The 22267-nt window shown below is 69.7% G+C and carries 20 protein-coding genes, 2 pseudogenes and 1 riboswitch; of the genes and pseudogenes, 12 read left to right on the forward strand and 10 right to left on the reverse strand.

Annotated elements, in window-relative coordinates; genetic code table 11:
• Window positions 1-4: 4 nt before the first annotated feature.
• Window positions 5-1240 (reverse strand): DUF2000 family protein, encoded by a 1236-nt coding sequence (locus ABZV94_RS18565; protein ID WP_356341414.1) that lies wholly within the window; start codon window positions 1238-1240, stop codon window positions 5-7.
• A 186-nt stretch (window positions 1241-1426) separates the two neighbouring features.
• Between ABZV94_RS18565 and ABZV94_RS18570 the strand changes: the two genes are divergently transcribed.
• Window positions 1427-3043, forward strand: a complete 1617-nt coding sequence (locus tag ABZV94_RS18570; protein ID WP_356341415.1) for a flavin monoamine oxidase family protein — start codon at window positions 1427-1429, stop codon at window positions 3041-3043.
• A gap of 298 nt (window positions 3044-3341) precedes the next feature.
• On the opposite strand, the gene ABZV94_RS18575 is transcribed toward ABZV94_RS18570, so the two are convergent.
• Together ABZV94_RS18575 and ABZV94_RS18580 are read right to left on the reverse strand one after the other, a co-directional pair.
• Window positions 3342-3464, reverse strand: coding sequence for a hypothetical protein (locus ABZV94_RS18575; RefSeq protein ID WP_356341417.1), 123 nt, complete (start codon window positions 3462-3464; stop codon window positions 3342-3344).
• A gap of 16 nt (window positions 3465-3480) precedes the next feature.
• On the reverse strand, window positions 3481-3759 hold the full coding sequence (locus ABZV94_RS18580; protein WP_356341418.1) for a hypothetical protein: 279 nt from the start codon (window positions 3757-3759) through the stop codon (window positions 3481-3483).
• A gap of 180 nt (window positions 3760-3939) precedes the next feature.
• On the opposite strand from ABZV94_RS18580, the gene ABZV94_RS18585 reads away from it, so the two are divergent.
• Window positions 3940-4251, forward strand: a complete 312-nt coding sequence (locus ABZV94_RS18585) for a hypothetical protein (protein WP_356341420.1) — start codon at window positions 3940-3942, stop codon at window positions 4249-4251.
• A 200-nt stretch (window positions 4252-4451) separates the two neighbouring features.
• On the opposite strand, the gene sigJ is transcribed toward ABZV94_RS18585, so the two are convergent.
• Together sigJ and ABZV94_RS18595 are read right to left on the reverse strand one after the other, a co-directional pair.
• The gene (gene sigJ / locus ABZV94_RS18590; RefSeq protein ID WP_356341422.1) at window positions 4452-5342 is read right to left on the reverse strand and encodes an RNA polymerase sigma factor SigJ; all 891 of its coding nucleotides are present in this window, start codon (window positions 5340-5342) and stop codon (window positions 4452-4454) included.
• A complete protein-coding gene (locus tag ABZV94_RS18595) occupies window positions 5339-6529 on the reverse strand; it encodes an FAD-dependent oxidoreductase (protein WP_356341423.1) in 1191 nt (396 codons plus the stop codon). The genes sigJ and ABZV94_RS18595 overlap by 4 nt, the downstream gene beginning before the upstream one ends.
• A gap of 401 nt (window positions 6530-6930) precedes the next feature.
• Between ABZV94_RS18595 and ABZV94_RS18600 the strand changes: the two genes are divergently transcribed.
• Window positions 6931-7119 (forward strand): hypothetical protein, encoded by a 189-nt coding sequence (locus tag ABZV94_RS18600; RefSeq protein WP_356341424.1) that lies wholly within the window; start codon window positions 6931-6933, stop codon window positions 7117-7119.
• Between the two features lie 161 nt (window positions 7120-7280).
• Here ABZV94_RS18600 and ABZV94_RS18605 read toward each other — a convergent pair.
• A pseudogene (locus tag ABZV94_RS18605) lies at window positions 7281-7780 on the reverse strand (transposase); the annotation flags it as partial.
• 939 nt (window positions 7781-8719) lie between these two features.
• Between ABZV94_RS18605 and ABZV94_RS18610 the strand changes: the two are divergent.
• Both ABZV94_RS18610 and ABZV94_RS18615 read left to right on the forward strand, forming a co-directional pair.
• Window positions 8720-9550, forward strand: coding sequence for an alpha/beta hydrolase (locus ABZV94_RS18610; RefSeq protein ID WP_356341426.1), 831 nt, complete (start codon window positions 8720-8722; stop codon window positions 9548-9550).
• A gap of 364 nt (window positions 9551-9914) precedes the next feature.
• Window positions 9915-9986 (forward strand): annotated as a pseudogene (locus ABZV94_RS18615) (hypothetical protein); the annotation flags it as partial.
• A gap of 251 nt (window positions 9987-10237) precedes the next feature.
• On the opposite strand, the gene ABZV94_RS18620 reads toward ABZV94_RS18615, so the two are convergent.
• Window positions 10238-10579, reverse strand: a complete 342-nt coding sequence (locus ABZV94_RS18620) for a protein kinase (RefSeq protein ID WP_356341428.1) — start codon at window positions 10577-10579, stop codon at window positions 10238-10240.
• A gap of 718 nt (window positions 10580-11297) precedes the next feature.
• Between ABZV94_RS18620 and ABZV94_RS18625 the strand changes: the two genes are divergently transcribed.
• Entirely contained in the window at window positions 11298-11825 is a 528-nt protein-coding gene (locus ABZV94_RS18625; protein WP_356341430.1) for a hypothetical protein, read from the forward strand.
• A gap of 483 nt (window positions 11826-12308) precedes the next feature.
• On the opposite strand, the gene ABZV94_RS18630 is transcribed toward ABZV94_RS18625, so the two are convergent.
• Window positions 12309-13541, reverse strand: a complete 1233-nt coding sequence (locus ABZV94_RS18630) for an MFS transporter (RefSeq protein ID WP_356341431.1) — start codon at window positions 13539-13541, stop codon at window positions 12309-12311.
• A gap of 139 nt (window positions 13542-13680) precedes the next feature.
• Here ABZV94_RS18630 and ABZV94_RS18635 point away from each other — a divergent pair, with 139 nt between their 5' ends.
• On the forward strand, window positions 13681-14232 hold the full coding sequence (locus tag ABZV94_RS18635; protein ID WP_356341433.1) for an ABATE domain-containing protein: 552 nt from the start codon (window positions 13681-13683) through the stop codon (window positions 14230-14232).
• 447 nt (window positions 14233-14679) lie between these two features.
• Window positions 14680-16419 (forward strand): hypothetical protein, encoded by a 1740-nt coding sequence (locus ABZV94_RS18640; protein WP_356341434.1) that lies wholly within the window; start codon window positions 14680-14682, stop codon window positions 16417-16419.
• 276 nt (window positions 16420-16695) lie between these two features.
• Here ABZV94_RS18640 and ABZV94_RS18645 read toward each other — a convergent pair whose 3' ends face one another.
• A complete protein-coding gene (locus tag ABZV94_RS18645) occupies window positions 16696-17571 on the reverse strand; it encodes a LysR family transcriptional regulator (RefSeq protein WP_356341435.1) in 876 nt (291 codons plus the stop codon).
• A 121-nt stretch (window positions 17572-17692) separates the two neighbouring features.
• Between ABZV94_RS18645 and ABZV94_RS18650 the strand changes: the two genes are divergently transcribed.
• Both ABZV94_RS18650 and ABZV94_RS18655 read left to right on the forward strand, forming a co-directional pair.
• Entirely contained in the window at window positions 17693-18691 is a 999-nt protein-coding gene (locus ABZV94_RS18650; protein WP_356341437.1) for an NADP-dependent oxidoreductase, read from the forward strand.
• Complete coding sequence (locus ABZV94_RS18655) at window positions 18688-18987, forward strand: nuclear transport factor 2 family protein (RefSeq protein ID WP_356341438.1); 300 nt, start codon at window positions 18688-18690, stop codon at window positions 18985-18987. The genes ABZV94_RS18650 and ABZV94_RS18655 overlap by 4 nt, the downstream gene beginning before the upstream one ends.
• A 211-nt stretch (window positions 18988-19198) precedes the next feature.
• Here ABZV94_RS18655 and ABZV94_RS18660 read toward each other — a convergent pair whose 3' ends face one another.
• Window positions 19199-20263, reverse strand: a complete 1065-nt coding sequence (locus ABZV94_RS18660) for a hypothetical protein (RefSeq protein WP_356341439.1) — start codon at window positions 20261-20263, stop codon at window positions 19199-19201.
• Between the two features lie 56 nt (window positions 20264-20319).
• Window positions 20320-20430, reverse strand: a riboswitch (SAM riboswitch).
• 279 nt (window positions 20431-20709) lie between these two features.
• Between ABZV94_RS18660 and ABZV94_RS18665 the strand changes: the two genes are divergently transcribed.
• Window positions 20710-21222: a DUF3293 domain-containing protein gene (locus tag ABZV94_RS18665; RefSeq protein ID WP_356341441.1), complete on the forward strand. Its 513-nt coding sequence runs from the start codon at window positions 20710-20712 to the stop codon at window positions 21220-21222.
• A 149-nt stretch (window positions 21223-21371) separates the two neighbouring features.
• Entirely contained in the window at window positions 21372-21707 is a 336-nt protein-coding gene (locus tag ABZV94_RS18670) for a hypothetical protein (RefSeq protein ID WP_356341443.1), read from the forward strand.
• Window positions 21708-22267 lie beyond the last annotated feature (560 nt).

The raw sequence follows: 22267 nt of genomic DNA on the forward strand, positions 1-22267 counted from the left end.
TGCCTCATTTCTGGGAAGAGGTGTCTAAGAAGAGGTGGCCGCGTCGACGGAATGCGGCGTTGTTCGTCTTGCTCTGCAGGACGGTCGCTTCGATGTCGTCAGGCGCCCGTAGTACGCGGATGTGGAACCTTCTTTGTCGGGCAACGGCCCCGTTTCGGGGACCTGAAAGAGCCTCACGCTCCACTTCGGGCAGGAGAGGACGCTGGTGACGGACTGCTCGCAGCCGCCACGGAACGCTGCCCGTACCCAGCGAGCCGTGTCTCGGTTGTTCGTGTTCTGCGCGAGTACCGGCTCGTCGGGCATCAGCGTCTCCGGACTTCGTGACGGGCACGTCGACAAGAGGCAGACTAGCCACGAGCGCACCGCACGCGATGCCAAGATGCCGGTCAAACGGAGCAGCCAGTGGCATGGCATGCCATTGATGGCGAGGATCGCGCAATCTTTGCGCGATCGGAAAGCGGTCCCCTGAAGGCTGTCTCGTCATGGTGATCGGTGGCTGCCTGCCACGACAGCGCGTCGACCTCGGCCATCGACAACTCCCGCGCTCTGGTCTCTTCCTGCGCTCGCCACTCGCGGTCCTGGCCGACCGCGCGACGGTGCGCCCGCAGCAGCGCCCATCCGGCCCTCGCCCCGCCACCACGGTCCCGGCGAGCGCGGCCATCGACACGGGCGACACCACCGACCACTGCCGGGCCCTCGGCCGAGGCATTGGCCGAGCGGCTGATGCCGGACGAGTGACACATGCCGACCGACCACGTCGCTCAGCGCAGCAGCAAGCTGCCCGTGAGGCTGTTGATGTCCTTGCGGGTGCCGTACACCGCGATGGCGGCCCGCTCCAGCTCTCGGTCGGCAGCGGGGCGACCGGCTCGGTGAGGTCGTCGTAGCTGTTGGTCGTCCGGGCGACCGCCGGAAACTCGCACAAGCCCAGGCCCCGCTCGACGGCAGGGGCACAGATCCGGCCGAGTTCCTCGCGGTCGGCGCGCAGGACGGGCAGGCCGGTCGTGTAGGTGCCGGTGTGCGTCCGGCCGTCGGCGTCCTTCAGCTCGGCGCCGAGCAGGTGCAGTGTGACTCGCAAGCCGCCTGCTCCGGGATCTCCCGGCAGCCAGTCGAACTTGTGCTGTGCCAGGGCGCTCTCCCCGAGGATCCGGTTGCGCAGCCCGACGACGTACGCCTCGTCACTGTCTCGCGCAGGTGGAAGACGCTGACCGGCTCGTCGACCCCAAGGGCGACCAGGCTTCATCCCGACTCAGCCTGCCAACAGCCCCATTGGGCTCACAGCCGGTCGGGGGTGCCTTCGCCCCCGCGCGTCGATGTCTCTTCGGCTCTGCGCCCGCAGAAACGTGCAGGATACACGAATGCGTCGTACGCCGTAACGGTCCATTGGCACGCTTCCCCCGTCGTCCAAGATCGGAAGGGGAGCCCCTCCATGGCAGAGCCTCAAGTCGGGACGGGAACAAGCCGACGCGCGTTCCTGCGCAGTGTGGGTGTGACCGGCGGCGCCGGCGCCATGTTCGCCACGATGGGGGCGCTCGGCCTCGCCCCCACCGCCGCCTACGCAGCGGAGAAGGAAGCACCGTTCCGCGCCCCCAGGCACGGCGACTTCACCCTCCAGGGCCGTCAGGGCAGGCCCCCCAAGGTCGTCGTCATCGGCGGCGGCATCGCCGGTCTCACCTCCGCCTACGAACTCGGCAAGGCCGGCTACGACTGTACGGTCCTCGAAGCACGCGATCGCGTCGGAGGCCGCAACCTCACCGTCCGCGGCGGCGACCGGCTGACCGACATCAACGGTGTCAGCCAGACCGCGGGATTCAGCAAGGGCCAGTACATGAACGCCGGCCCCGCACGCCTCGCCCAGTGGATGGTCACCCTCGACTACTGCCGCGAGCTCGGCGTGCCCATCGAGGTCTTCACCAACACCAATGCCGGCGCGCTCATCTACAACGAGACCACCGGCATGAAGGCGCCGGTCCAGTACCGCACCGCCAAGGCCGACGTCTACGGCTACGTCTCCGAATTGCTGTCCAAGGCCACCAACTCCGGTGCACTGGATGCCGAGTTGACGGCGGACGACAAGGAACGGCTGCTCACCTTCCTCAAGAGCTACGGCTCGCTCGGCTCCGACTACAGGTACACAGGGACCGAACACCGCGGCTTCAGCGTCGCCCCGGGCGCCGCCGGCACCCCCGGCGAGGAACTCGGCGACGTACCGTCGCTCTCCGATGTGTTCGCCTCCAACGTGGGCCGCTACTTCTCCTTCGAGTTCGGCTACGACCAGGCGATGCTGATGTTCCAGCCCGTCGGCGGCATGGACCGGATACCGATGGCGTTCGCCCGCGCCATAGGCGAGGAGAAGATCCGCACCGGCGCACCCGTCACCGACATCAAGAACACCTCCGACGGCGTGCTGATCACCTACACCCAGAACGGCCGTACCCGCACCATCACGGCCGACTACTGCATCGCCACCCTCGCCCCGCACATCCTGGCCAAGACCTCGCACAACCTCGGCACCGCCGTGCAGACCGCCCTGCGGGCGGTGAAACCGTCCTACGCCTCCAAGATCGGCCTCGAGTACAAGAGCCGCTGGTGGGAGAGGGATTTCAGGATCTTCGGCGGCATCACCGAGACCGACCTGGACCTCGATCACATCTGGTACCCGTCCTACGGGCACCTTGGCGAGCGCGGGCTGATCATCGGCTACTACAACACAGGCGCCCACTCCGAGGTGTACTCGGCCCTCACCCCGGCCCAGCGTCTGGAACGCGCCCTTGACCAGGGCGTCAAGATCCACGGCGGCAAGTACCGCAGCGAACTCGCCGCGTCCTACTCCCACCAGTGGAAGCTCGTCCCCTACCTCGAAGGCGCCTGGCACTCCATGCCCGGCGGCCCCGACGCACCGGCGTACGCGCCGCTCAACACGGCCCAAGGGCACGTGTACTTCGCCGGTGACTACCTCAGCTATCTGGATGCCTGGCAGCACGGCGCGATCTCCTCTGCCCGCAAGGTCGTCACCGAGCTGCACCAGCGCGTGCTCGCCTCCTGATACGCCCTCGCGGCCCGGTCGCCCGCAGGGCAGCGTCTTGCGGTACGGTTCGCCGCTCCCCACGTACGGGTCGGACACTGCGTGACGTGCGGCTCTATGACCGCCTTGCCGTCAGTGGATCGCTTCGCTGAGGTGGCACCGGCCAGGGTGGGGTCTTACGCGGGTACGGCAGTCGTCGGCGTGGACCGCGGAGCTGATCGGATACGGTCGCAACGACGCCGGCGTCGCCGTATCCGGCCGGCGGGAAGGGGCGGATCGACCACGTCGTCGTCCAGGGCCAGCCGAAGTCGGCCTGGGGTCAGACCTGTTGGTCCAGTTCCGAGGTGGCGGCGACCCATCGGTCCACGATGGCGGCGTAGTCGGCGCTGTCGTCCGAGGGGCGCAGGAACAACAGGCTTCCGGTGCGCAGCCGGGACGGCAAGCGGGCAGGCGGCAGATCAAGTCACAGGTGGGTGGTGAATCGGGACGTCGGACAGTTTCCGGAGCCAGCCGCGACCGACGAGTCCGACCAGCTTGCTGCGCAGTGGTTCCGGCTTGGCTCGCACACTGGCGTCCGCCCCCACCGCTTCGCCGACCTCGCGGGCCGTGGCCGGTCCGGCGGCCTGCCGCGCGGCGGCGATGATGCGCTGGTAGTCCGGCGGGAGCACGCTCTCGTCCGCGCCCGGCTCGCCGTGCGGGATCAGCATCACCGCTCCGCCGCCCACCTGCCCGGGCATGGGCGCAGCGTGGGCGCGTTCGAACGGTCGCGGGGTCGTCAACGAGCACCCGAAGGACGAAGGTCACGGCCGCCTCGTGTACGGCGGGGTAGCGTTTGAGACCGGCGTACCCCGGCCCAGGATGGTGAAGATCGTGGTCATCGTTCAGTACTCAGGCAAGACTCAGGACCAGAGCAAGCTGTGACAGCTCCAGGCCAATACCCTCACCAAGGGGTCTTCGAGCGTCTGCCCGGAATCGTCCGAGCCCTGGTCGCCCATCACACGCCGGAACTCCCCGTCTTCAAGGGGCTGATGATCACCGGCAGCGACCGTATGCGGCTGTACCTCACGGGGCCCGGCGGAACCCTCACCTACGGCGTCGACGTGATCATCAGCCACACCGGCCCCGGCCTGCTCGCCGGAATCACATCCGGCTACCTCGACAACGAGCATGACCAGAAGCCGACCGACGATCCCCTGTGCGATGTGGTCGTAGACCTGACCAGGTACTGAACGGCCACCAGAGCGCGCACCCGGAACACGAGCGGCTCCCGGGAAGACATCTCCTTCCCGGGAGCCGCTCGTCGCTTCCATCCAGAACGCTGAAGGCGAGACAGCGATCACTGCCTGCGTGTTGGTCAACCTCAACTCCTCGTCCCCTGCCCCTCCCCGGTGACCGCGACGCGCGACGGAGGCCTGCTTGCCGCCGACTGCTACCGGCTGATCTGACGCGCGACCGTCACCGCGAGAAGTTTGTCCGGGTTGCGGATGGCGTAGAAGTCCGTGATCTTCCCGTCGGCGATGTCGATCAGGAAGACACCTTCCAGGCGCTCACTGCTGAAAGCGATGGCGGGCGTGTTGTTGCAGTTGACCCTCTCCACCCGCAGGTCCGCCAGCCGGTCCGGGCGGAACAGGCTCATGAGGACCGCGGCCACCTTCTGCGCGCCCACCACCGGCCGGCGCGCCGCGGTGGTCTTGCCGCCGCTGTCGGCGGTCCAGGTGACGTCCGGCGCGAGCAGCGAGAGCAGTCCGTCCAGGTCGCCGGTGGAGGCCGCGGTCATGAACTGCTCGGTGATCCGCGCGGTCGTGGCGGCGTCGACGGGTGCGAAACGTTTGCGTCGCGCCCGTACATGCTCGCGGGCGCGGTGCGCCACCTGGCGCACCGTCGCCACGGGTTTGCCCACCGCTGTGGCGATGTCGCGGAACTCGAAGCCGAACACCTCGCGCAGCACGAACACCGCACGCTCGTCAGGTGTGAGCGATTCGAGCAGCACGAGCATCGCCATCGACACCGATTCGGCGAGCAGTGCGTCGCCGGATGCGTCGTTCTCATCGAGCAGCAGCGGCTCGGGCAGCCACGGGCCGACATAGTCCTCGCGGCGACGCGCGCTCGCCCGCAAGGCGTTGAGCGCCTGCCGGGTCACCAGCTGTGCCAGGTACGACTTGGTGTCCCGTACCGTCCCGAGGTCCACCTCGGCCCACCGCAGGTAGCTGTTCTGCAGCACGTCGTCGGATTCCGTCGCCGAGCCGAGGATCTCGTAGACGATCGTGAACAGCAGCGGTCGCAGCAGCGTGAAACGCTCGGCATGCTCGTCGGTGTTCACGCGGAGGCGACCCCCCGCGCGGCGGAGGCCACCCCCACGGAACGGGGGCCGCCCTTGGGCCAGCCCATGGAACCCGGCTGGGCCGCCTCCCGGCGGATCCGCTTCGCCACCACGAACTTGCACGTCACCTCCTTGATCGCCGCACCCAAGCGGCCCCCGATGTAGAGGTTCAGCGCAGTGTCGTCCTTGCGGGCGAGCTGTCGGATGCCGGCGCGTCGACCGAGGCTGACACACGCTCCGCTGAAGGCCAGGTCGATCACCGCCGGCTCCGTGCCCGCGATCCGGCTCAGCACGGTGTCGGCCGCCCGCGCCCCGAGCGGACCGGCGGCGTAGCCGCTCATCCTCAGCGGCCGGCCCGATGGTGCCGCGGCGTCGCCGGCGGCGATGACGCGGTCGTCGTCGACGCTGGTCAGCGTCTCGTCCGTGAGCAGCCGGCCGAGCCCGTCGGTGCGCAGCCCGCTCGCCGCCGCCAGATCCGGCACGCCGAAACCCGCCGTCCAGATGGTCAGCGCGCTCGGCCGCACACCGCCGTCGGCAAGGACGACCGCATCCTGCCGCACCTCGCTCACCGAGACGCCTTCGAGTACGGCGACGCCGTGCCGGGAGAGCCATGTGGCGATGTAGCGGCGGCCGGATGCGCTGAACGTCGGAGCCAGGGCTCGGCCGCACACCAGAGTGATCCTGCGCCCCCGCTCGGCCAGCTCGGCGGCCGTCTCGATGCCGGTCAACCCGCCGCCGACGACGGTGACCGGAGCATCGAGGGGCACTCCGTCCAGCCTGTCGCGCAGCCGACGCGCGGACTCCCATTCCGCGACGTCGTAGGCGAATTCGACCGCACCGGGCACCGATGCCGGTGTCGCTCCGGTGCTGCCGACCGCGTAGATCACATAGTCGAAGTCCACTCTGCGTCCCGAGGCCAGCTGTACCGTGCGGGCGGTGGTGTCGATGCGCGTGGCGCAGTCGACGACCAGCTTGATGCCTTTGCCGAGCAGTGTGCCGTAGTCGATCGTGGCCTCGCCGGTACGGGCCACGTACTGGTGCAGTCGGATGCGTTCGACGAAGTCGGGTCGGGGATTGACCAGCGTGATGTCGACGTCGGGGCGCGCCCGCAGGCGGTTGGCCGCGAGCGTTCCGGCGTACCCACCGCCGATGACCACGACCTTGCTGGGGTTGCTGTGTGCGCTCATGCCCTCAAGACACCTGAGCCGACGAAGACGTGACATCCAGTGAGGTGATGTGCGTCACCCTCCTCACGGAGTGTCCGCTCTTCGCGAGCACCCGATGGGTTCCTCAGATGGCAGCGGAACCGATGCTGAACATCGAAGTTCTCCATAAAGGCAGATGGCCCGCTCGGTCACAAGCAGGTCCAGTTGCGAGCGGCCGCACTGGGCGAATCGCGTCCGGGCGGCACGAGGTCGGCGACTGCAGCGCAGTGGGGCGTTGCCGACCCGCCTGGGTCCGCGTGCGCGCGCCCGACTCGAACGTCGACAGCACATAGGCGCCGGACTCCGGGTCGTCCACTGCCTTGCGAGGCATGAGCGAGCCCCTGTGGGTAGGCAGCAGCCCGCTCTGTCCATACCCTTGCCGCATGCCCAGCAGCCACCGAGTCACAGAGACGATCGAGTGGATGGAACTGCCCATCGACGCCGACGGATCGAGGAACATCATCCCGTCAGGCACAGTCAAGCTGAACTGCAGTTGCGGTTGGCAGGCACGTGTTCAGCACTTGCAGGTTTCGCGGGCCAGAAGAGAACACCTCGAAGAGCAGGAAGGCTGACCGTCGACCAGCGCATCATGGGGGCGCAATGTCGCAGATCGTCAGACCTGGCCACCTCACCGTGCGCGTGATCGGTGTCGGCCCCGCACCGGGCCGCCTCAGCCACTCCGACTCCGTGTCGGCCGGCGGGTGCACAACGCGTGGCGGCGGGCTGACAGCGGCTAACACAATGAGTTCAGTTGTCGGTAGGTGATCAGGCAGCAGGCGAGTCCGAGGAATGCTTCGTGGATGTCTGCTCGTCGTTCCCAGCGCACGCGCAGTCGGCGGAAGCCGTGGAGCCAGGCAAAGGTCCGCTCGACCACCCACCGGTAGACGCCGAACCCGGATCCGTGCCGGTGTCGCGCCGAGCGACGGCCGGAACGATGACGCCGGCGCGGACCTGCTTGCGGTAGCGATCGTGGTCATAGCCGCAGTCCGCGTAGAGCCTCACCGCTCTGCGGCGGGGCCGGCCAACCCGGCCGCGAATGGGCGGGACGGCATCCAGCAGAGGCAGGCTCCCCCCTTCTAACGCCCTGGCCTGAAAGGAATCGACCACAGAGCGAGACCAGCCGAGCTTCCGTCCCGCGTTCAGCTCGGCCAGCAGGGCCTCGTGCAGCTGCTGCCAGACCCCGGCCTCGTTCCAGTCCCACAGCCTGCGCCAGCACGTCATGCCGGAACTCCCACTGGATGTCTCCGTGTGCAGCAGCGATGGTGCAGGCGCGTCGGCGTCCCGCGAGCCAGGCCAGGGTGTGTTCGATCGTCCAGCGGTGTGGGCCAAACGTTGGCCGGGGCCCATACCCCTGCGGGCGATACGCGGTGCGATGCCACAGCCGCGTGACCACCGGCGCAGGTGGTCGTGGTCGTAACCCTTGTCGCCGTGGAGTTGTCCGGCTGGCGCCGTCGTCGGCCGCGCCGGGACCGAACCTTGCAACCGTGGGATCCGGGCCCGGCTGTCGTGGACGACGTTGGCACTCGAGATACCGACGGACGAGGGGCAGACCGTTCCGCTCGGTGATCGAGGGGACATCCATGCCCCTGGACCGGTGCCGTGTACAGGCCGACGGGCACGGTCACCGACCCAGGAGCGCTACCCGTCCAGATCGCCCGGGCCGTGTTCCGCGGCTCAGGGCGCTTTCGTGTCATACACCGTGCGCTCACAGGCAAGGCGACGCGGCCCTGTTCCGTAGGTTCGTTTCAGCGCCGGAAGCTCGCTGCCTTCCTCTTACCCGGGGAGCTCGCCATGACCGATCCCACCTTCGTTTCCGGCTACGCGCTGGAAGAGGGCGAGAGCCGGGGTGAGCTCCAGGGCGGTTTCCCGGACGTCGCTGCCGTGCCGGCCTCGGCACCGCGTCCGCCGGCGGGTCCGGCGTTCACCGGGAAGGCGACCGGCGCGGCTGCGAAGACGAAGCCCGCGTGGGCCTTCGTCTCCGGGTCATCCGCCAAGCGGTCGAAGCAACCAGGTGAACCGAGAACGACCCGAGTGGCATGACGGCCGAAGCAGTCTGATCGCGAGGAACATCCTCGCGCGTGGGCAGCGCTCAGCCTGCGCACCGGTTCACCTCGACGCAGCTCGACTCACACAACGCACAACCGAACGTCCGAATCAGCAGAGGAATCAGTAATGAGTACAGTCACCACGCCGGACGGCACCGTCATCTTCTACAAGGACTGGGGCCCGCGGGACGCCCAGCCGATCGTCTTCCACCACGGCTGGCCGCTCAGCTCGGACGACTGGGACGCCCAGTTGCTGTTCTTCCTCTCCAAGGGGTACCGCGTCATCGCCCACGACCGCCGCGGACACGGACGCTCCAGCCAGCCCTCGGCCGGCCACGACATGGACACCTACGTCGCCGACGTCAACGTGCTGACCGACGCCCTCGACCTCCAGGGGGCAGTGCACGTCGGGCACTCCACCGGCGGCGGCGAGGTCGCACGCTACGTGGCACAGGCCAAGCCCGGCCGTGTCGCCAAGGCGGTACTCGTGTCGGCCGTCCCACCGGTCATGGTGAAGAAGGACAGCAACCCCGAGGGCACCCCGATCGAGGTGTTCGACGGATTCCGTGCGGCCCTCGCCGCCAACCGGGCCCAGTTCTTCATCGAGGTCCCCGCCGGGCCCTTCTACGGCTTCAACCGGCCCGGGGCCCAGGTCTCGCAGGGACTGATCGACCGGTGGTGGTGGCAGGGCATGATGGGCGCGGCGAACGCCCACTACGAGTGCATCAAGGCGTTCTCGGAAACCGACTTCACCGAGGACCTGAAGAAGATCGACGTCCCCGTCCTCGTGATGCACGGAACGGACGACCAGATCGTGCCCTACGCCGACGCCGGCCCGAAGTCCGCCGAACTGCTCAAGAACGGCACGCTCAAGACCTACGACGACTACCCCCACGGGATGCTGTCGACGCACCCCGAGGTCCTCAACGCCGACATCCTCGCCTTCGTGGAGAGCTGAGACCGGACCGCCCGTGCCACGGCAGCCGCCTCCTCCCAGGTGTGCTCCCCGACGGCGGCCTCGAACGGGCGGCTCTGCTCCACCGTGGCGTCGTCGGTCGTCTGCCCCGAGACAGGGCCGGCCTTCCGGTCCGTACAGGCCGACCGCCAACGGCGCCCCAGGCAGCGGTGAGCACCCCACGAGGTGGGGCGAGTATCGCACCCAGCCGACCTGCCACGCGCCTACGGAAGGTGGGCCGCCCCCACACGAGGCGACCCACCGTGGACACTTCTGACTCACGGACCGATCCCGGTGGGGACGCGGACGGTCGCAACGCCCTGGGCGACCCGCGGTCGCGGATCGCACCGTCCGGGAGCCGGGACGGCGCGGTGTACGGCTGCGCCGCTACGTCGACCTGCGCCAAGAACTCGATACCCAGGCACCCGAAACCGCGTAGTCCGATGCCGACCTTTGGCGTTGCGAAGCGTCGTCGTCGGCGCACGGCCAAGTCAGGTCAGGTCAGGTCAGGTCACTCGCACCCTGCGCTCCGGACGCGGCACCGGGATGGCGGTCTCGTTCCCGGAGATCGTGGCCGGGCGAAGGAGCAGCGGACGATTCCGCGAGCCGGGGCGAGGTGTTCTTGCGGCCCCGAGTCAGGGCTCACGCCGACAACCCGCGGGTTCGGTCGAGCCCGGCTCGCGGGGGCGGTCAGTCGTCGGCACCGTGACGTTTGTGCTTTCCTCCCTTGCCGTGCTTGTCCTTGGGTCCCTCTTCCTGGTCACCGCCTTGTCCCTGTGTCTGCCACGGTGTCAGTGACGTGGCGGGCTTGACGTCCCGGTGGATCACCCCCTGCCGGTGCGCGGCGGCCAGGCCGGAGGGCACCTGCGCCCCGAGGGCCGCCGCCTCCTGCGGGTCCAGGGCGCCGCGCAGGGAGCGCTCCTGGGCCAGACTCCAGCCGTCGACGAGTTCCATGACCAGGTGAAGCCGGCCGTGGTGCGAGCCGAAGTCGTACATGCGGACGGCGTTGGGGTGGTTGAGCCGGCCCGCCACACCTCGCCCATCGCGCCGCTCCCCAGCCGGTCCGCCAACTGGTAACGGCCTGCCAGCAACCCTTGCACACCCACCCCGATCACCACGGCACCGTACGTCCCCCCACACCCACGGTCCGCATGAGGCGGGCAGACCACGGTGAATGAGCCTGCCGTCCCCTGCACGCGACTGCCTGCTCAGAAGGGGATGAGCGAGCACCGCGGGACCCTTGGGTGACGGACATCATCGCCGGACCGGCTCGGAATCTATGCAGGAGCCCCACACAGGCTGCACGCAGCCTTTCAAAGAGGTCGTTAGCGTTACTGGCCGCTCGACTCCCTGTACGAGCGTGACCAGGCCGTGGCCCGGGCGGGCCGAAGGCGCAGTCGACCCAGGAAGACCCCAGATGGACTACTGCTCCACGTGTCGTCGGCATCTCAATGGTGCCCTGGTGTGTCCCGGGTGTGGGGCATACGCCCCGGACATCGCGCCGCCGGCCCTCACCGATCGCCTCGGCCCCGACCGGCCGGCCGAGTCGAGCGCCAAGGGTGCGTCCACCGTCACGTCGCCCGGGACCCGCGGCGACGGATTTCCCTGGGACGGTGAGCCCCAGCTGGAGCAGGACACGGGATCCGTCACCGGGCCGTCCGCCGACACCCCGGGGACATCACCCGCACGGCCGGGCAGGGCGGCACGCCGCCGCCAGCTCGCCCGCCTGAAGAAACACCAGCGGCGAGCCATGGTCGCCACCGCTTTCGCACTCGTCGGCGGCGGCCTGTCGCTCGCCACATTGGACCGGCACACCACGAGCCAGGCGCAGGCGGCCGCCGCCCCGGACGATCGGAGCATGGGCGCGGGAAAGGAGCAGGTGGAGACGGAACCCGCTCAGCCGGCCCCGCAGGCTCCGCACGCCCCCGAGCATCGCGCGCCCCGCAGCACGTTCGGGACGCACGCACCGATCAGCACCACTCCACGGCACCAGACCCTCGCCACTCCCCCCACCGAAGCCCCGGTGACCAGACCGGACGCCGTGCCCTCTCACCACCCGGCGGTCACGTCGTCCCCGCAGCAGCGGACCACCACAGCCGCGTCCTCCGGCGGTTCCGCGAGCACGAACGGACCGGCGCCGGAGCGCAGTGACACGGCGACCCCACCGGCCCCCGCCCCGACGACCGGGGGCACACAACCGGACACCTCCGGGACCGCGCCCGCCCCGGCGGCGACGTCACCCACGCAGCTCTGCCTGCTGGGCCTCTGCCTCGGCTGACAGGCCGGCACACTCCCTCGGCGCGTCGGGTCCATGTCACAGGGGCGTGACTACGCGGCACCCGCCCCGCTGATCACACGCTGAAGCCGTCCACCACGTGCCATCCCCCGCCGGGCGTACGGCCGTCCATCGCCATGCCCAGCTGCTTGCCCAGCCCCGCCCGAGGGAAGCTCGGACGCTGCCCGAGCCGATGATCGCCGCTCCCGTGCCGGACCCGGCCCTGCCGGCGGCTGGTCGGCAGGGGTGAAGTGGGACGGATGGCGGGCCGCGGTGTCGGTGGAGGCCGGCCACATCGTGCTGCGCTCACGCCGGGGAACCAACCTGCTGCCGGCATTCCCGGAAGTGCGGGCCGGCTGCGCGTAGCTGCCGAACTCGACCGCGCTGGACGGGTTGTGTGACCTGCACATGTCTCAGGTGCACGGTGTCTCATGTTCTCGGAGCGGAAATCACGACGCAACTGCCTGTCAGCCGCTGGGAGAGGGTTCAGTGCCCCGTGCTCATCTCCCCCGGCGGGCAAGCCGCGTTGGCCTGTCGTCCCTTCAGCAGGAGCGCGCCCAAAACGGCCGCAACAACCTGGCAGCCGGCCACCGCGAAGACGAGGCTGTCCGACCCGGCGGACTGCCAGCCACCCGCCAGCGCGGCCCCGCCCGCGGCGAAGGTGCTCTTGATACTCGCTCCCAGAGTGAACACCTGGGTCCGGGCGGTTGGGGGCGCGTAGCGATCGCGCCCCGTAAGAAGCGCGGCGAAGAGCGGGCCCGTGCAGCACCCGGCCAGTGCGAAGCCGCCGGCTGCAGCGGCGACGTTGTCCACACATGGCACGGAGGCCAGCGCCGCCCCGGTCGCGAACAGCATGGTGATGACGGTCCATTCGGGGCGGCGGCTGCCCCACGGTCGCCAGGCGTGCGCCAGGGAGCCGGTCAGTGAACCGAGCGCCATGGCGGTCATCAGACCGCCTACGGCCCAGGGCGTCTGGTAGCGAGCGGCGAGCAGCACACAGACCACGGGCAGGGCACCGATCCCGAGCTGCCCCACTCCGCTGGCCCATGTGAGCGAGCGCAGTGGCGGGTCGCGGACCAGCAGAGCGGCTGCGGCTCCCAAGTCGGCGGGGCGCAGCGCGTGGGTCCCTCCGGCGCGGGGGTGCAGCGGCAGGGCGAAGACAAGCAACCCGCCACCAGCGGCACCGGCGCCCAGTACCAGGAGGGCGCTGGCGGGGCCGGTTGACGCCGCGAGGGCAGAGGCAAGGGCCGGCCCGGCAATCCCGGCCAGGTTGTAGGAGACGGCGTCCAGGCTGAAGGCACGGCTCAGCGCTGTTGGTGGCAGCAGGTCGCTCAACAGACTGGTCAGACCTCCCGTCAGCAGAGGGGTGCAGCAGCCTGCTGCACCCGCTACGGCCAGGACGACGGGAGCGGAGACCCGCCCGACCAGCATCGCGACTGCGCCCAGCGCCGTCCCGTAGGAGACCAGACAGCCGGCGTGAAACAGCCGGCGTCGCCGAACCCGGTCGGCGACGGCACCGGCCAGCGGGGCGGCGACGACGCTGGGCACCAGCAGGGCCGCGATGAGAGCACCGCCGAGACCGGTACTTAGGGTACGGTCCACGGCGAGCACCACCAGGGCGACCCGCGCCCCTTCGGACGCGAGGCGGACCAGCAGGGCCACCTGCAGGTAGCGGATGAGCACCCACTTCTGCGCGCCTGCACGCCTCTCTGACCTCACGGACGTCTGCGTAAGCACTGCATGCCTCCAGACCGGGACTCCGCTCTGCGGGCGCCCCACGTGGCTCATCCTGCCTACGTCATACCCTGAAGGTATGACGGCATGTGTGTTCGGTGCCCGTGCAGCTCATACTCGAGGGGTGAGCTTCGCCTTCGTCAGTGATCATCTGGCCCTCGATTTCGCCGCCACCATGGCTTGGCGCACCACGCGCCGCAAGGAACTGCTGGTCGAGCCGCGCGACTTCGCCCGGTGGAGTGTCGAAGCCGGCGTGGTGGACGGACTGGAGGCGGTGAGCCAGGCGGAACTGGCCAGGGCGCGTGCGCTGCGTGAGGCGATCTACCGGCTGGCACTGGCGGCCGCAGGGGGCAAGCCGGCCGACTCCGAGGACATCGCCCGAGTTCAGCAGGCCGCCGCGCACCCTCCGGTCCGCCTCGTGCTCCAGACCGTGGGCCGGGTGGAACGCCGCGGTGGAGTCCAGGAGGTGCTGGCCACCCTCGGGGCGAGCGCCAGCGACCTGCTGGGCGGATCCGACCGCCTGCTCATTCGGCACTGCGCCGGTGAGCCGTGTACCCGTCTCTTCATCGACCGCTCCCGGGCGGGTACCCGCCGCTGGTGCTCCAAGCGAAGCTGCGGCAGCAGGATCAACGCCGCCGCCTACCGCCGCCGCACCCGCGAGGACGTGCACCTCTGATCCGAACCTTGCCTCTACGGCCGAGAACCCCGCGAACAGCCGTTTTCCGCATCTACCCCGGCACTGTCAGCGCGTTGTGGCCGCGCTCGTGCTGAAGGTGTCTACGAACGAACCCCCTCCCGGGAAGCAGCAATGAGCACCTGATGAGGAGACAGGTGCGGCAGCTCGCATGAACGGCGAGTTGGTCGTGTGGGAGGCCACAGCGGCGTTCCCTGGCCGAGGAGACGTTGCCGTACCGGACGTACCGGGTGACCATGAGGGCCTTGGGCAGGCGCGGGCGGGGAGGGATGCGTGGGCGTGGGCACGGAGGGTCGCCGAAGTGCGGAACGGGGTTGCTGGGACGATGGGGAGCCCGGGAAAGGGCTGCGGAGATCGGCGGACGTACTCCACTGGAGCGGCGTGGTCTGCGTCGTCGTCGGGTGGCTCGCGCTCTGCGTGCGGGTGGCCATGCCCCGTGAGTGGGAGGGGCCGTGGTGGCAGACCGTCGCCCTGATCGGTGCAGGGGGAGCGGCAGCCGCCGGAGCCGAGGTGATCGAACGGCGCATCCTGCGGGTTAAGCGCTTCCACGCCTACCGGGAGATGCTGGAGAACCCAGTCCCGCACCCGGCCGAGGCGGTTGCGGACCCCAGTGTCTTCCGGCTGCTGTCGCCGCTGCACAGCCCCGTCCCCTTCCGCGACCGCGACGACGAGCTGGCCCGGCTGCGGCACTGGTGCGAGGACGAGACCGATCCGCACCCGATCATGCTGCTCGCCGGTGACCGCGGCGTCGGCAGATCACGGCTGGCGCTGGAACTCGTGCGGGCGCTCGGCGATTCGTGGACCGCCGGGCGGTTGCTGCGCGGCCACCGGCAACTGTTCCCGGCGTTACGCGACCGGGCCAGGCCGGCGCTGGTCGTGGTGGACGATGCCGACCTGCGCTCCGACGTCGACAGCCATCTGCACTCGGTGGTCCGCGCGGACGTCGTCCCGCTGCTACTGGAGTTCGGTGCGCGTGCACACGACACGACGCCGGTGCGCCTGCTCTTCGTCGTCCAGCACGCCGAACGCTTCCGTGCCGTGGTCGGCGAGGAACTGAACTACTCCCAAGGCGACCCCGACGTGCTCCGCTTCCTCGCCGACGCGCCCGTATTGAATCTCGCGCCACCGGTGCTCGGCCAGGCCGTTCTGGCCGAGCGCCACGCGGAGGCAGTGGCCGCCTTCACCGCGGCCCTCTCAGACGCCGCGGGCACCGGGCGGGCGGACGACACCGAGGCGGCTCACGCCGGTTCCTCCCTGGGCACCGTGCCCGTCCGGCCCGAGCGGACTCCCCTCCAGACCCCCCTCGATCTGCACGCCCAGGCCCTCGTCACCGCGCTGACCGGTGAGCCGGTGCGCGCAGTCCCCCGGCGCTTCGAGGAAGTCGCCGGTGTCCTCTTCGAACGGGAGCGCCGGCGCTGGCGGCGCAGCGCCGCGTCGTTCACCGGACCGGGCGTTCCCGCGCTGCCCCGGCTGCCCGACCACCCCGGCCTGCCGGAACGCGTCATGCTGACCCTGCTGTTGACGGGTCATCGGGAATACGTCAGCGCCGCACACGCCCTCGAACGGCTCCCCGAGTTCGCGGGACTGGAGGAGGAGCAGATCTGGTCCGCGGCATACGCCTGGGTGACCTGGGCGCTCGCGCTGCACGGCGGGACGCACCCGGCCACCCGCATGGCGGAACCCTGGATCGGACCGGAGACCTTCACCCACTGGTTCCTGACAACACGGCTGCGCACCGAGCCGGACCTGTTCGACCGCCTGTGGCCGGGACTGGACGCACATCGCTCCGAGCACCTGGCGGGCCTGCTCTGCCGGGCCTGCGAGGACTTCCCCGCGGCGGGCGAGATCCTGCAACGGTACGTCGCGAGCCACCCGTCGGCACACGGCTACCACGCCGTGCGCGGCGCCAGGGTGCTCGCCCGTCCCGAGCGGGTGGACCTCTGGATCGCCGAGGGTCTGCGCAAGCCGGAGCCTGGGTCCCGCCCCGCCCTCAGCGCCCCGGTTTCCCGCGACATGTACAACCTGGCACGACAGGCCCTGCCCGAGCTGGTGCCACGGTCCCACGCCGTGCTGATCCGCGCGTACCAACGCGCCCGCCGGGCCGAGGACAAGCAGGAGCGACAGCGCCGGAGGGAACTGCGGCGCCGGGGGCGCGGTTCGCGCACCTGACCGCGCTGCGGCCGTGGACTTCCGGGTACAGGACGACTCGGACGCCTTCTTCCACCTGGTCTCGTACAGGCCCCTGGTGGTCACACGCTCACCCGCGCCAGGGCGTCGGCCAGGAGCGCGGTGACGTCGGCGCCGTGCGGGTCGGCGTAGCTGTCGTGGTGGGCGACAAGACGGGCAGTGCGTCGAGCGGTGTTCAGCCTGCGGTGAGCCGGCGGGCCTCCAGGCGGAGGCCGTGGCAGACCTGCCGCCCATGGTCGTCGCCCGGCCTGGTTCCGGTCAGGATGGCGGGGCGGCCAGGACGGCCTTGGCAGCCAGCCGGAGATTCCTGATCATTGGATTCGGGTCGCCCTTGCGGCTGACCAGGACGACCTGGCTGGAGGGAGCACCCTCGATCGGGACGGTTACGAGGTCGGGACGCAGCGAGCTGCGCCGATCGCCGACCGGTAGGACGGCGATCGCCCTGCCACTCGCGACGAGTTCGAGCTTGTCCTCGTAGCTCTCGATCGGCGGCACGCCGGCCCCGAGGATCCGGTAGGACGTCCAGTCCGCGGTCTCGAACGCGCACGGGGCCGCCTCTTCGTCGGCCAGTTCTTCCGCGGTCACCGACGCGCGGTCGGCCCAGGGATGGCCGCGGGGGATCACGAGCATCCGGGGTTCCTCGTACAGGGGAGTCGTGGACACGTTGTCGGCTGTGAGCGGCAGCGGGGTTCGCGCGATCAGGGCGTCGACGCGCTTGTCGGACAGTGCGCCGACGTCGCGGCAGCGCAGATGCCGGGTGGCGATCTCGGCGTCCGGGTGACGGTGGCGTAGTTCCCGTACGGCGGCGGTGATCACCAGGTCTTCGACGTAGCCGATGGTGATGCGTTCGGTCTGGGCTTGTTCACGGACGGCTAGTTCGGCCTGGCGGGCGGCCTGCAGCAGGGCTTGGGCCCGAGGGAGGAATGTCTGGCCGGCCGGAGTGAGCCGGGTTCCCTGGGGTGTGCGGTCCAGCAGTCGTGTGCCGAGATATTTCTCGAGCCGTTGGATCTGGCGGCTCAGCGCCGGCTGGGCCACGTGCAGGTCGGCGGCGGCCCGGCCGAAATGCTGGTGCGCCGCCACCACGGTGAAGTAGCGCACCAGCCGCAGTTCCAGGTCCTGTCCGAGATCGTTCACCGTTCCAGGGTACGCGTCATGCCGTTTCGGAATGACGGGTTGCCGAAGGGGTCTTGGACGGCCATGCCGTCCGGGGCCTTGACTGAAGGAGCAACGTTTCCCTGAGAAAGCGACAGGCGCGATGAAGGCGATCCAGTTCCACGAGGCGGGCGGCCCGGAAGTTCTGCGGTACGACGAGGTGCCGGTTCCCGAGATCGGTCCGGGCGAGGTGCTCGTGCGGGTGCACGCGGTGGGCATCAACCCGCCGGACTGGTACCTGCGTGAGGGGATGAAGGTCATGCCGGCCGAGATGAGGCCGGTGCTGGAGTTCCCTCTCATCCCCGGAACGGACATGTCGGGCGTGGTCGTGGCGGTCGCTCCGGACGTGTCCGGGTTCGCCGTCGGTGACGAGGTCTTCGGCATGCTGCGGTTCCCGGGATTCGACGGCCGGACGTACGCCGAGTACGTGGCCGCGCCGGCTTCCGACCTGGCTCACAAGCCGGCCGGTCTCGACCACGTTGAGGCGGCCGGGGCGCCGATGGCCGTGCTGACGGCCTGGCAGTACCTGGTCGACCTCGGCCACGACGTGCCGTCTCCGTTCACCGGCCAGGTGCACCAGCCGGTGCCGATCACGCCAGGGATGACCGTGCTGGTCAACGGGGCCGCTGGTGGAGTGGGTCACTTCGCGGTGCAGCTGGCGAAGTGGAAGGGGGCACACGTCATCGCGGTGGCCTCGGGGCGGCACCAGCAGTTCCTGCGCAAGCTCGGCACGGATGAGTTCATCGACTACACCACGACCCAGGTCACGGACGTGGTCAGCGGCGTCGACCTGGTGATCGACACCGTCGGTGGCCCGGACAGTTCACGTTTCCTGACCGTGCTCAAGCGCGGCGGCACCATGCTTCCGGTGTTCTTCGCCCAGTACGATCCGGAGGAGACGGCGCGTCTTGGCATCACCGTCTCGAACATTCAGGTGCGTTCCAACGGCCCCCAGCTCGCCGAGATCGGGCGCCTGTTCGACGAAGGCAAGCTCCAGGTCGGGGTGGACAGCACCTACCCGCTGTCCGAAGCGGCCAGCGCACACACGCGAGCCGCGCAGGGCCACATCCAGGGCAAGATCGTGCTGACGGTGGTCTCGTGATCGCCGACCTCCAGCAGGCGGTGGCGCACTACGCCCATGCCCTGGACGAGCTGAATGCGGCCGAGCTGGAAGCGGTCCTGACCGAGGACACCACCTGGACCTTCACGATGCCCGGACAGGGGGTGCCCGGCTCGGTCGCCGGACGCGCGGCGGTGCTCGACTTCATCCGTGACGGGCACACGGCCCGGACCGGAAGGGTGCGGCACCACCTGGGCAACGTCGTGGTCACGACGACGGGCGCCGCCACCACCGAGGTGCGGGGGTGCGCGATCGGGTTCGGCGACCCGGGTTCTTGATCCGCCAGCTCTGTGCGATTCCCAGCCCGGGTGAAGCGCTCGAGTGGCCTGAGCACCCAACTGAGCGGCGCGAAGGCCCGCACTCCGCCGCCAGGGCTCCTGAAGGAGGGCGCTGTACTCGTTGGGGTGCTGCTCTCGCATGATGCTCATGACACCCTGGCCAACGGGAGCAACAGGGCGCAGAACGCCTTGGCCTGGGGCCGTCAGCCGGTCACCGCTCGGTCAAAGGCACGTGACAGCGTGTCCAGTGGACGCTCCAGTCGCCATCGAGCGGGGTGTAGCCGGCCTCCCGCACCCGTTCCGTCGCTTGCTCCAGGTGGCTCCGCAGTTCTTCGAGACTGCCGCTGCCCAGCTCCTTGCCGTCGGCATCCAACTCCAGCTGGAGGTACATGACGTGGTCCTCTCCCCGGTGCTCCGCAGAGAACTCGACGGTGTAGCCGTGGCTGCCCCGGCTGTAGATGCACACATAGTGCCGCGTGATCTCGTCCGGATCGAAGCCGTACTCTTCGAACACTTCAAGGGTCTCGTACGGCGGGTCCGTGACGTCGCACGAGCTGCTCCACCACTGGATCTGCCAGAGGCCGTCCGGGGTCCATCCCTCCGTTTCCAGCCTTGCCTGGGCGAGTTCGGTGAGGGTGGTGAGCGCTTCGAACCAATCTCCGTCGGTGTCCGAGGTGATGTCCCCGCCCAGGTGATGGGCTGACTCCCGTCCCGTTCCTTCGGTGAGGTCGTCCACGACCGTCAGAACACAGCCCGTGTCCTGCTGGTACTCCACCTTCGCGTACCGCCGCTTGGCTTCCTCGTCTCCCCGGCGGTTGCCGGGCATGCCGGCAACCGTCCGAGGATCCGTCCCGTCGGCCTCCTCACCTTCCGCAGACACCGGGCCCGGCTCCTGCGGACCCGCAGGCGCGCGCCGACGAGGATTGAGGCAGACCGACTCCAACCGGGCTTTCCCGATACGACCGCTGATCAGCGACCCTGGAACACGATCCTCCTGGTTGACAGCACGTGCCTGAAGGGATCGGCCCGCGCTGCGGTAGAAGACGACGTCGAATCCGCGGTCGAGCCACTGGTCGAAGACTTCGTCAGTCCCTGGCCGGCCGGAGCCGCTCGCCTCGGCCGTGCGGAACAGCGCACGGGCAGCATCGAGGCCGATGGTCACCAGACCTGCGCGGCCCGGCTCTGCGACGGCAGACATGGCGGGTTCGGATGCCCGCTCAGGCTTCTGGGTCTGCCGCTCCATCGGCACTTCGGGGATCGCGTCGGAAACGGGCACAGGCGATCAACCTTCCGGAGCCGATGGACCCCGGTAGTGCACTTCCGCACCCCGGTGATCTGCGGTTTCCAACGCACCGCGCGCTGGGCTGGTCGTCACCCGGGGCATCCGCGGCGAACGGTGGATGTCGGCCTGCAAGCCGGGACTTGACGCTGGAACTCGTAACCGGGCGCGAAGCTAACACCCATTCCGGATCTGCACAACGTGATCCACAACGCTTTGCCACACGACCAGTGCTGTGGCATTGTTCCGCTCGGTCACAGCGCCGATCGCGCCGAGGACCGGCTCCCACGAACCTGTGGGAGCGAGCACCGATCTCCCTGCCGGTGGGTAAGGGGGTCCTTCGTCCACAGGAGGCCCTCGTGCAGGTCACTGACGCTGCGACCACACCACCGAACTCGGAACTCTACCGGCGCACGGTCGTCGATATCCGATTCCAGGGCCGAATGGTACGGATCGATCCGCGTCCGCGAGGCACGGCCGAGGGCCCTTTCCCTGAACTCCCGGGACCTGCTGGCACCGCCGCCCCCCTCGTCGTCACGGCGTCCGACCCTTGCGCCCGCCCCGTCCTCGCCGAGGACAACGCCGGCACCCAGGCGCGGCTACTCGACGAGTTCGACCGGCGAGGGCTCGGGTGGTGGCCCGCAGCGGGAGGCGATGCGCACGGCACGCACATCGAGCAGAGCGTCGCCATCGCGGGTCCGAGCGACTCGGCGGCGCGTGAACCGGGGCGGTGCTCCGGCCAGGACGCGGTCTTCGCCCGAGCCCCCGGCGCCCGGTGTCTGATGTCCTGCGACGGCGGCGCGACGGACATAGGCGTGGTCCTCGTGCATGACGCTGTTGGGACCATCCCCGCGGGTACCAGGAGCAGGCGAAGGGCGCCTGGGAGCTCCCACGCACCCTCTACGGCACCTCCGCCCGCCGGGCCGGAGACAGCGCAGGTCAGTCCGCCCGTCTGAGCAGCGCCCGCGCCATCTAAGGACAGCGCACGTCCATCGCTGCGTGATTCATGCGCATCCCCCTGCGTGCGGGCCGTCCGACTCGACATCCGAGTCCGGCGGTCCCTGCCGCACCCGAACAGCAACCACCTCGAGCCAGGAGGGGCCCCATGGCCACGAACCGACAGATGAGCCGCGCCGACTTCGAAACCATCTCCGCGGCCATCGCTGAATCCGACGACCAGGACTTCCACGCCCGCCGAACCATCGCCTTCAACCTCGCCGACGCCCTGACCAGCACCGCGGACCGCTTCGACCCCGTGCTCTGGCTGCGCCAGTGCAAAGTCGGGCCGCTCTCCCCGGCCGACGTGGCCGGTTGGACTAAGCGCCTGGAACTGCGCGTGATCTCCATCGGCAGGCGGCGCCGCAACAGCCTCACCATGGGCTACACCCAGACCGAGCAGTACATCGACGCCGACGACAACCCCCTGGACGAGCGCAAGTAGGGACCATCCCCGTGGGTGCTGGCAGTGGTGCCGGCCGTGGGGGTGCGTTCGCGGCCGAGCAACTCGGTGTCGAGGTGCCCGCCAGTGCGACCCGGTCCACGCCGGTTTGAGGTGTCGCTGCGGGACACGACTGTGCCCCGGATCGCGGGGTGGTCCGGGGCACAGCGGCCGGTCTGCCTGCGACGGCGGAGCGCGGAGATTGTGCTTCAGCTCTTGGAGCCGCCAGGGCCTAACCCTCCGGCCCGACGCACAGTGGGTCGCGGTCTACCCGAGCGCTGGAACGCTGGAGCTGTGTCCCGTGCGCCGGAATCGGCCCGCAGGCGCCCTGAAGTCGCGGGTCACCAATACGACGGCGAGCGATGACGGCACCCGCACCGATCGGAAACGTCCGTCAGTGGGTCGCCGTCACCCGGCGGCCGATGACACGGCACGGCCGGGACTACAGCGGACCGGGAGGGGCTCGGTGGCGAGGGGCGGCGCAGCACGGCGGTGGACTCGGCGGCGGGGCAAACCGGCACGGACCAGGACCGGCCGGCCGGGCGGGCCCGCGCGGGGCGGGC

It is taken from the genome of Streptomyces sp. NPDC004658, assembly GCF_040609555.1.
In the GTDB taxonomy this organism is placed as follows: Bacteria; Actinomycetota; Actinomycetes; order Streptomycetales; family Streptomycetaceae; genus Streptomyces.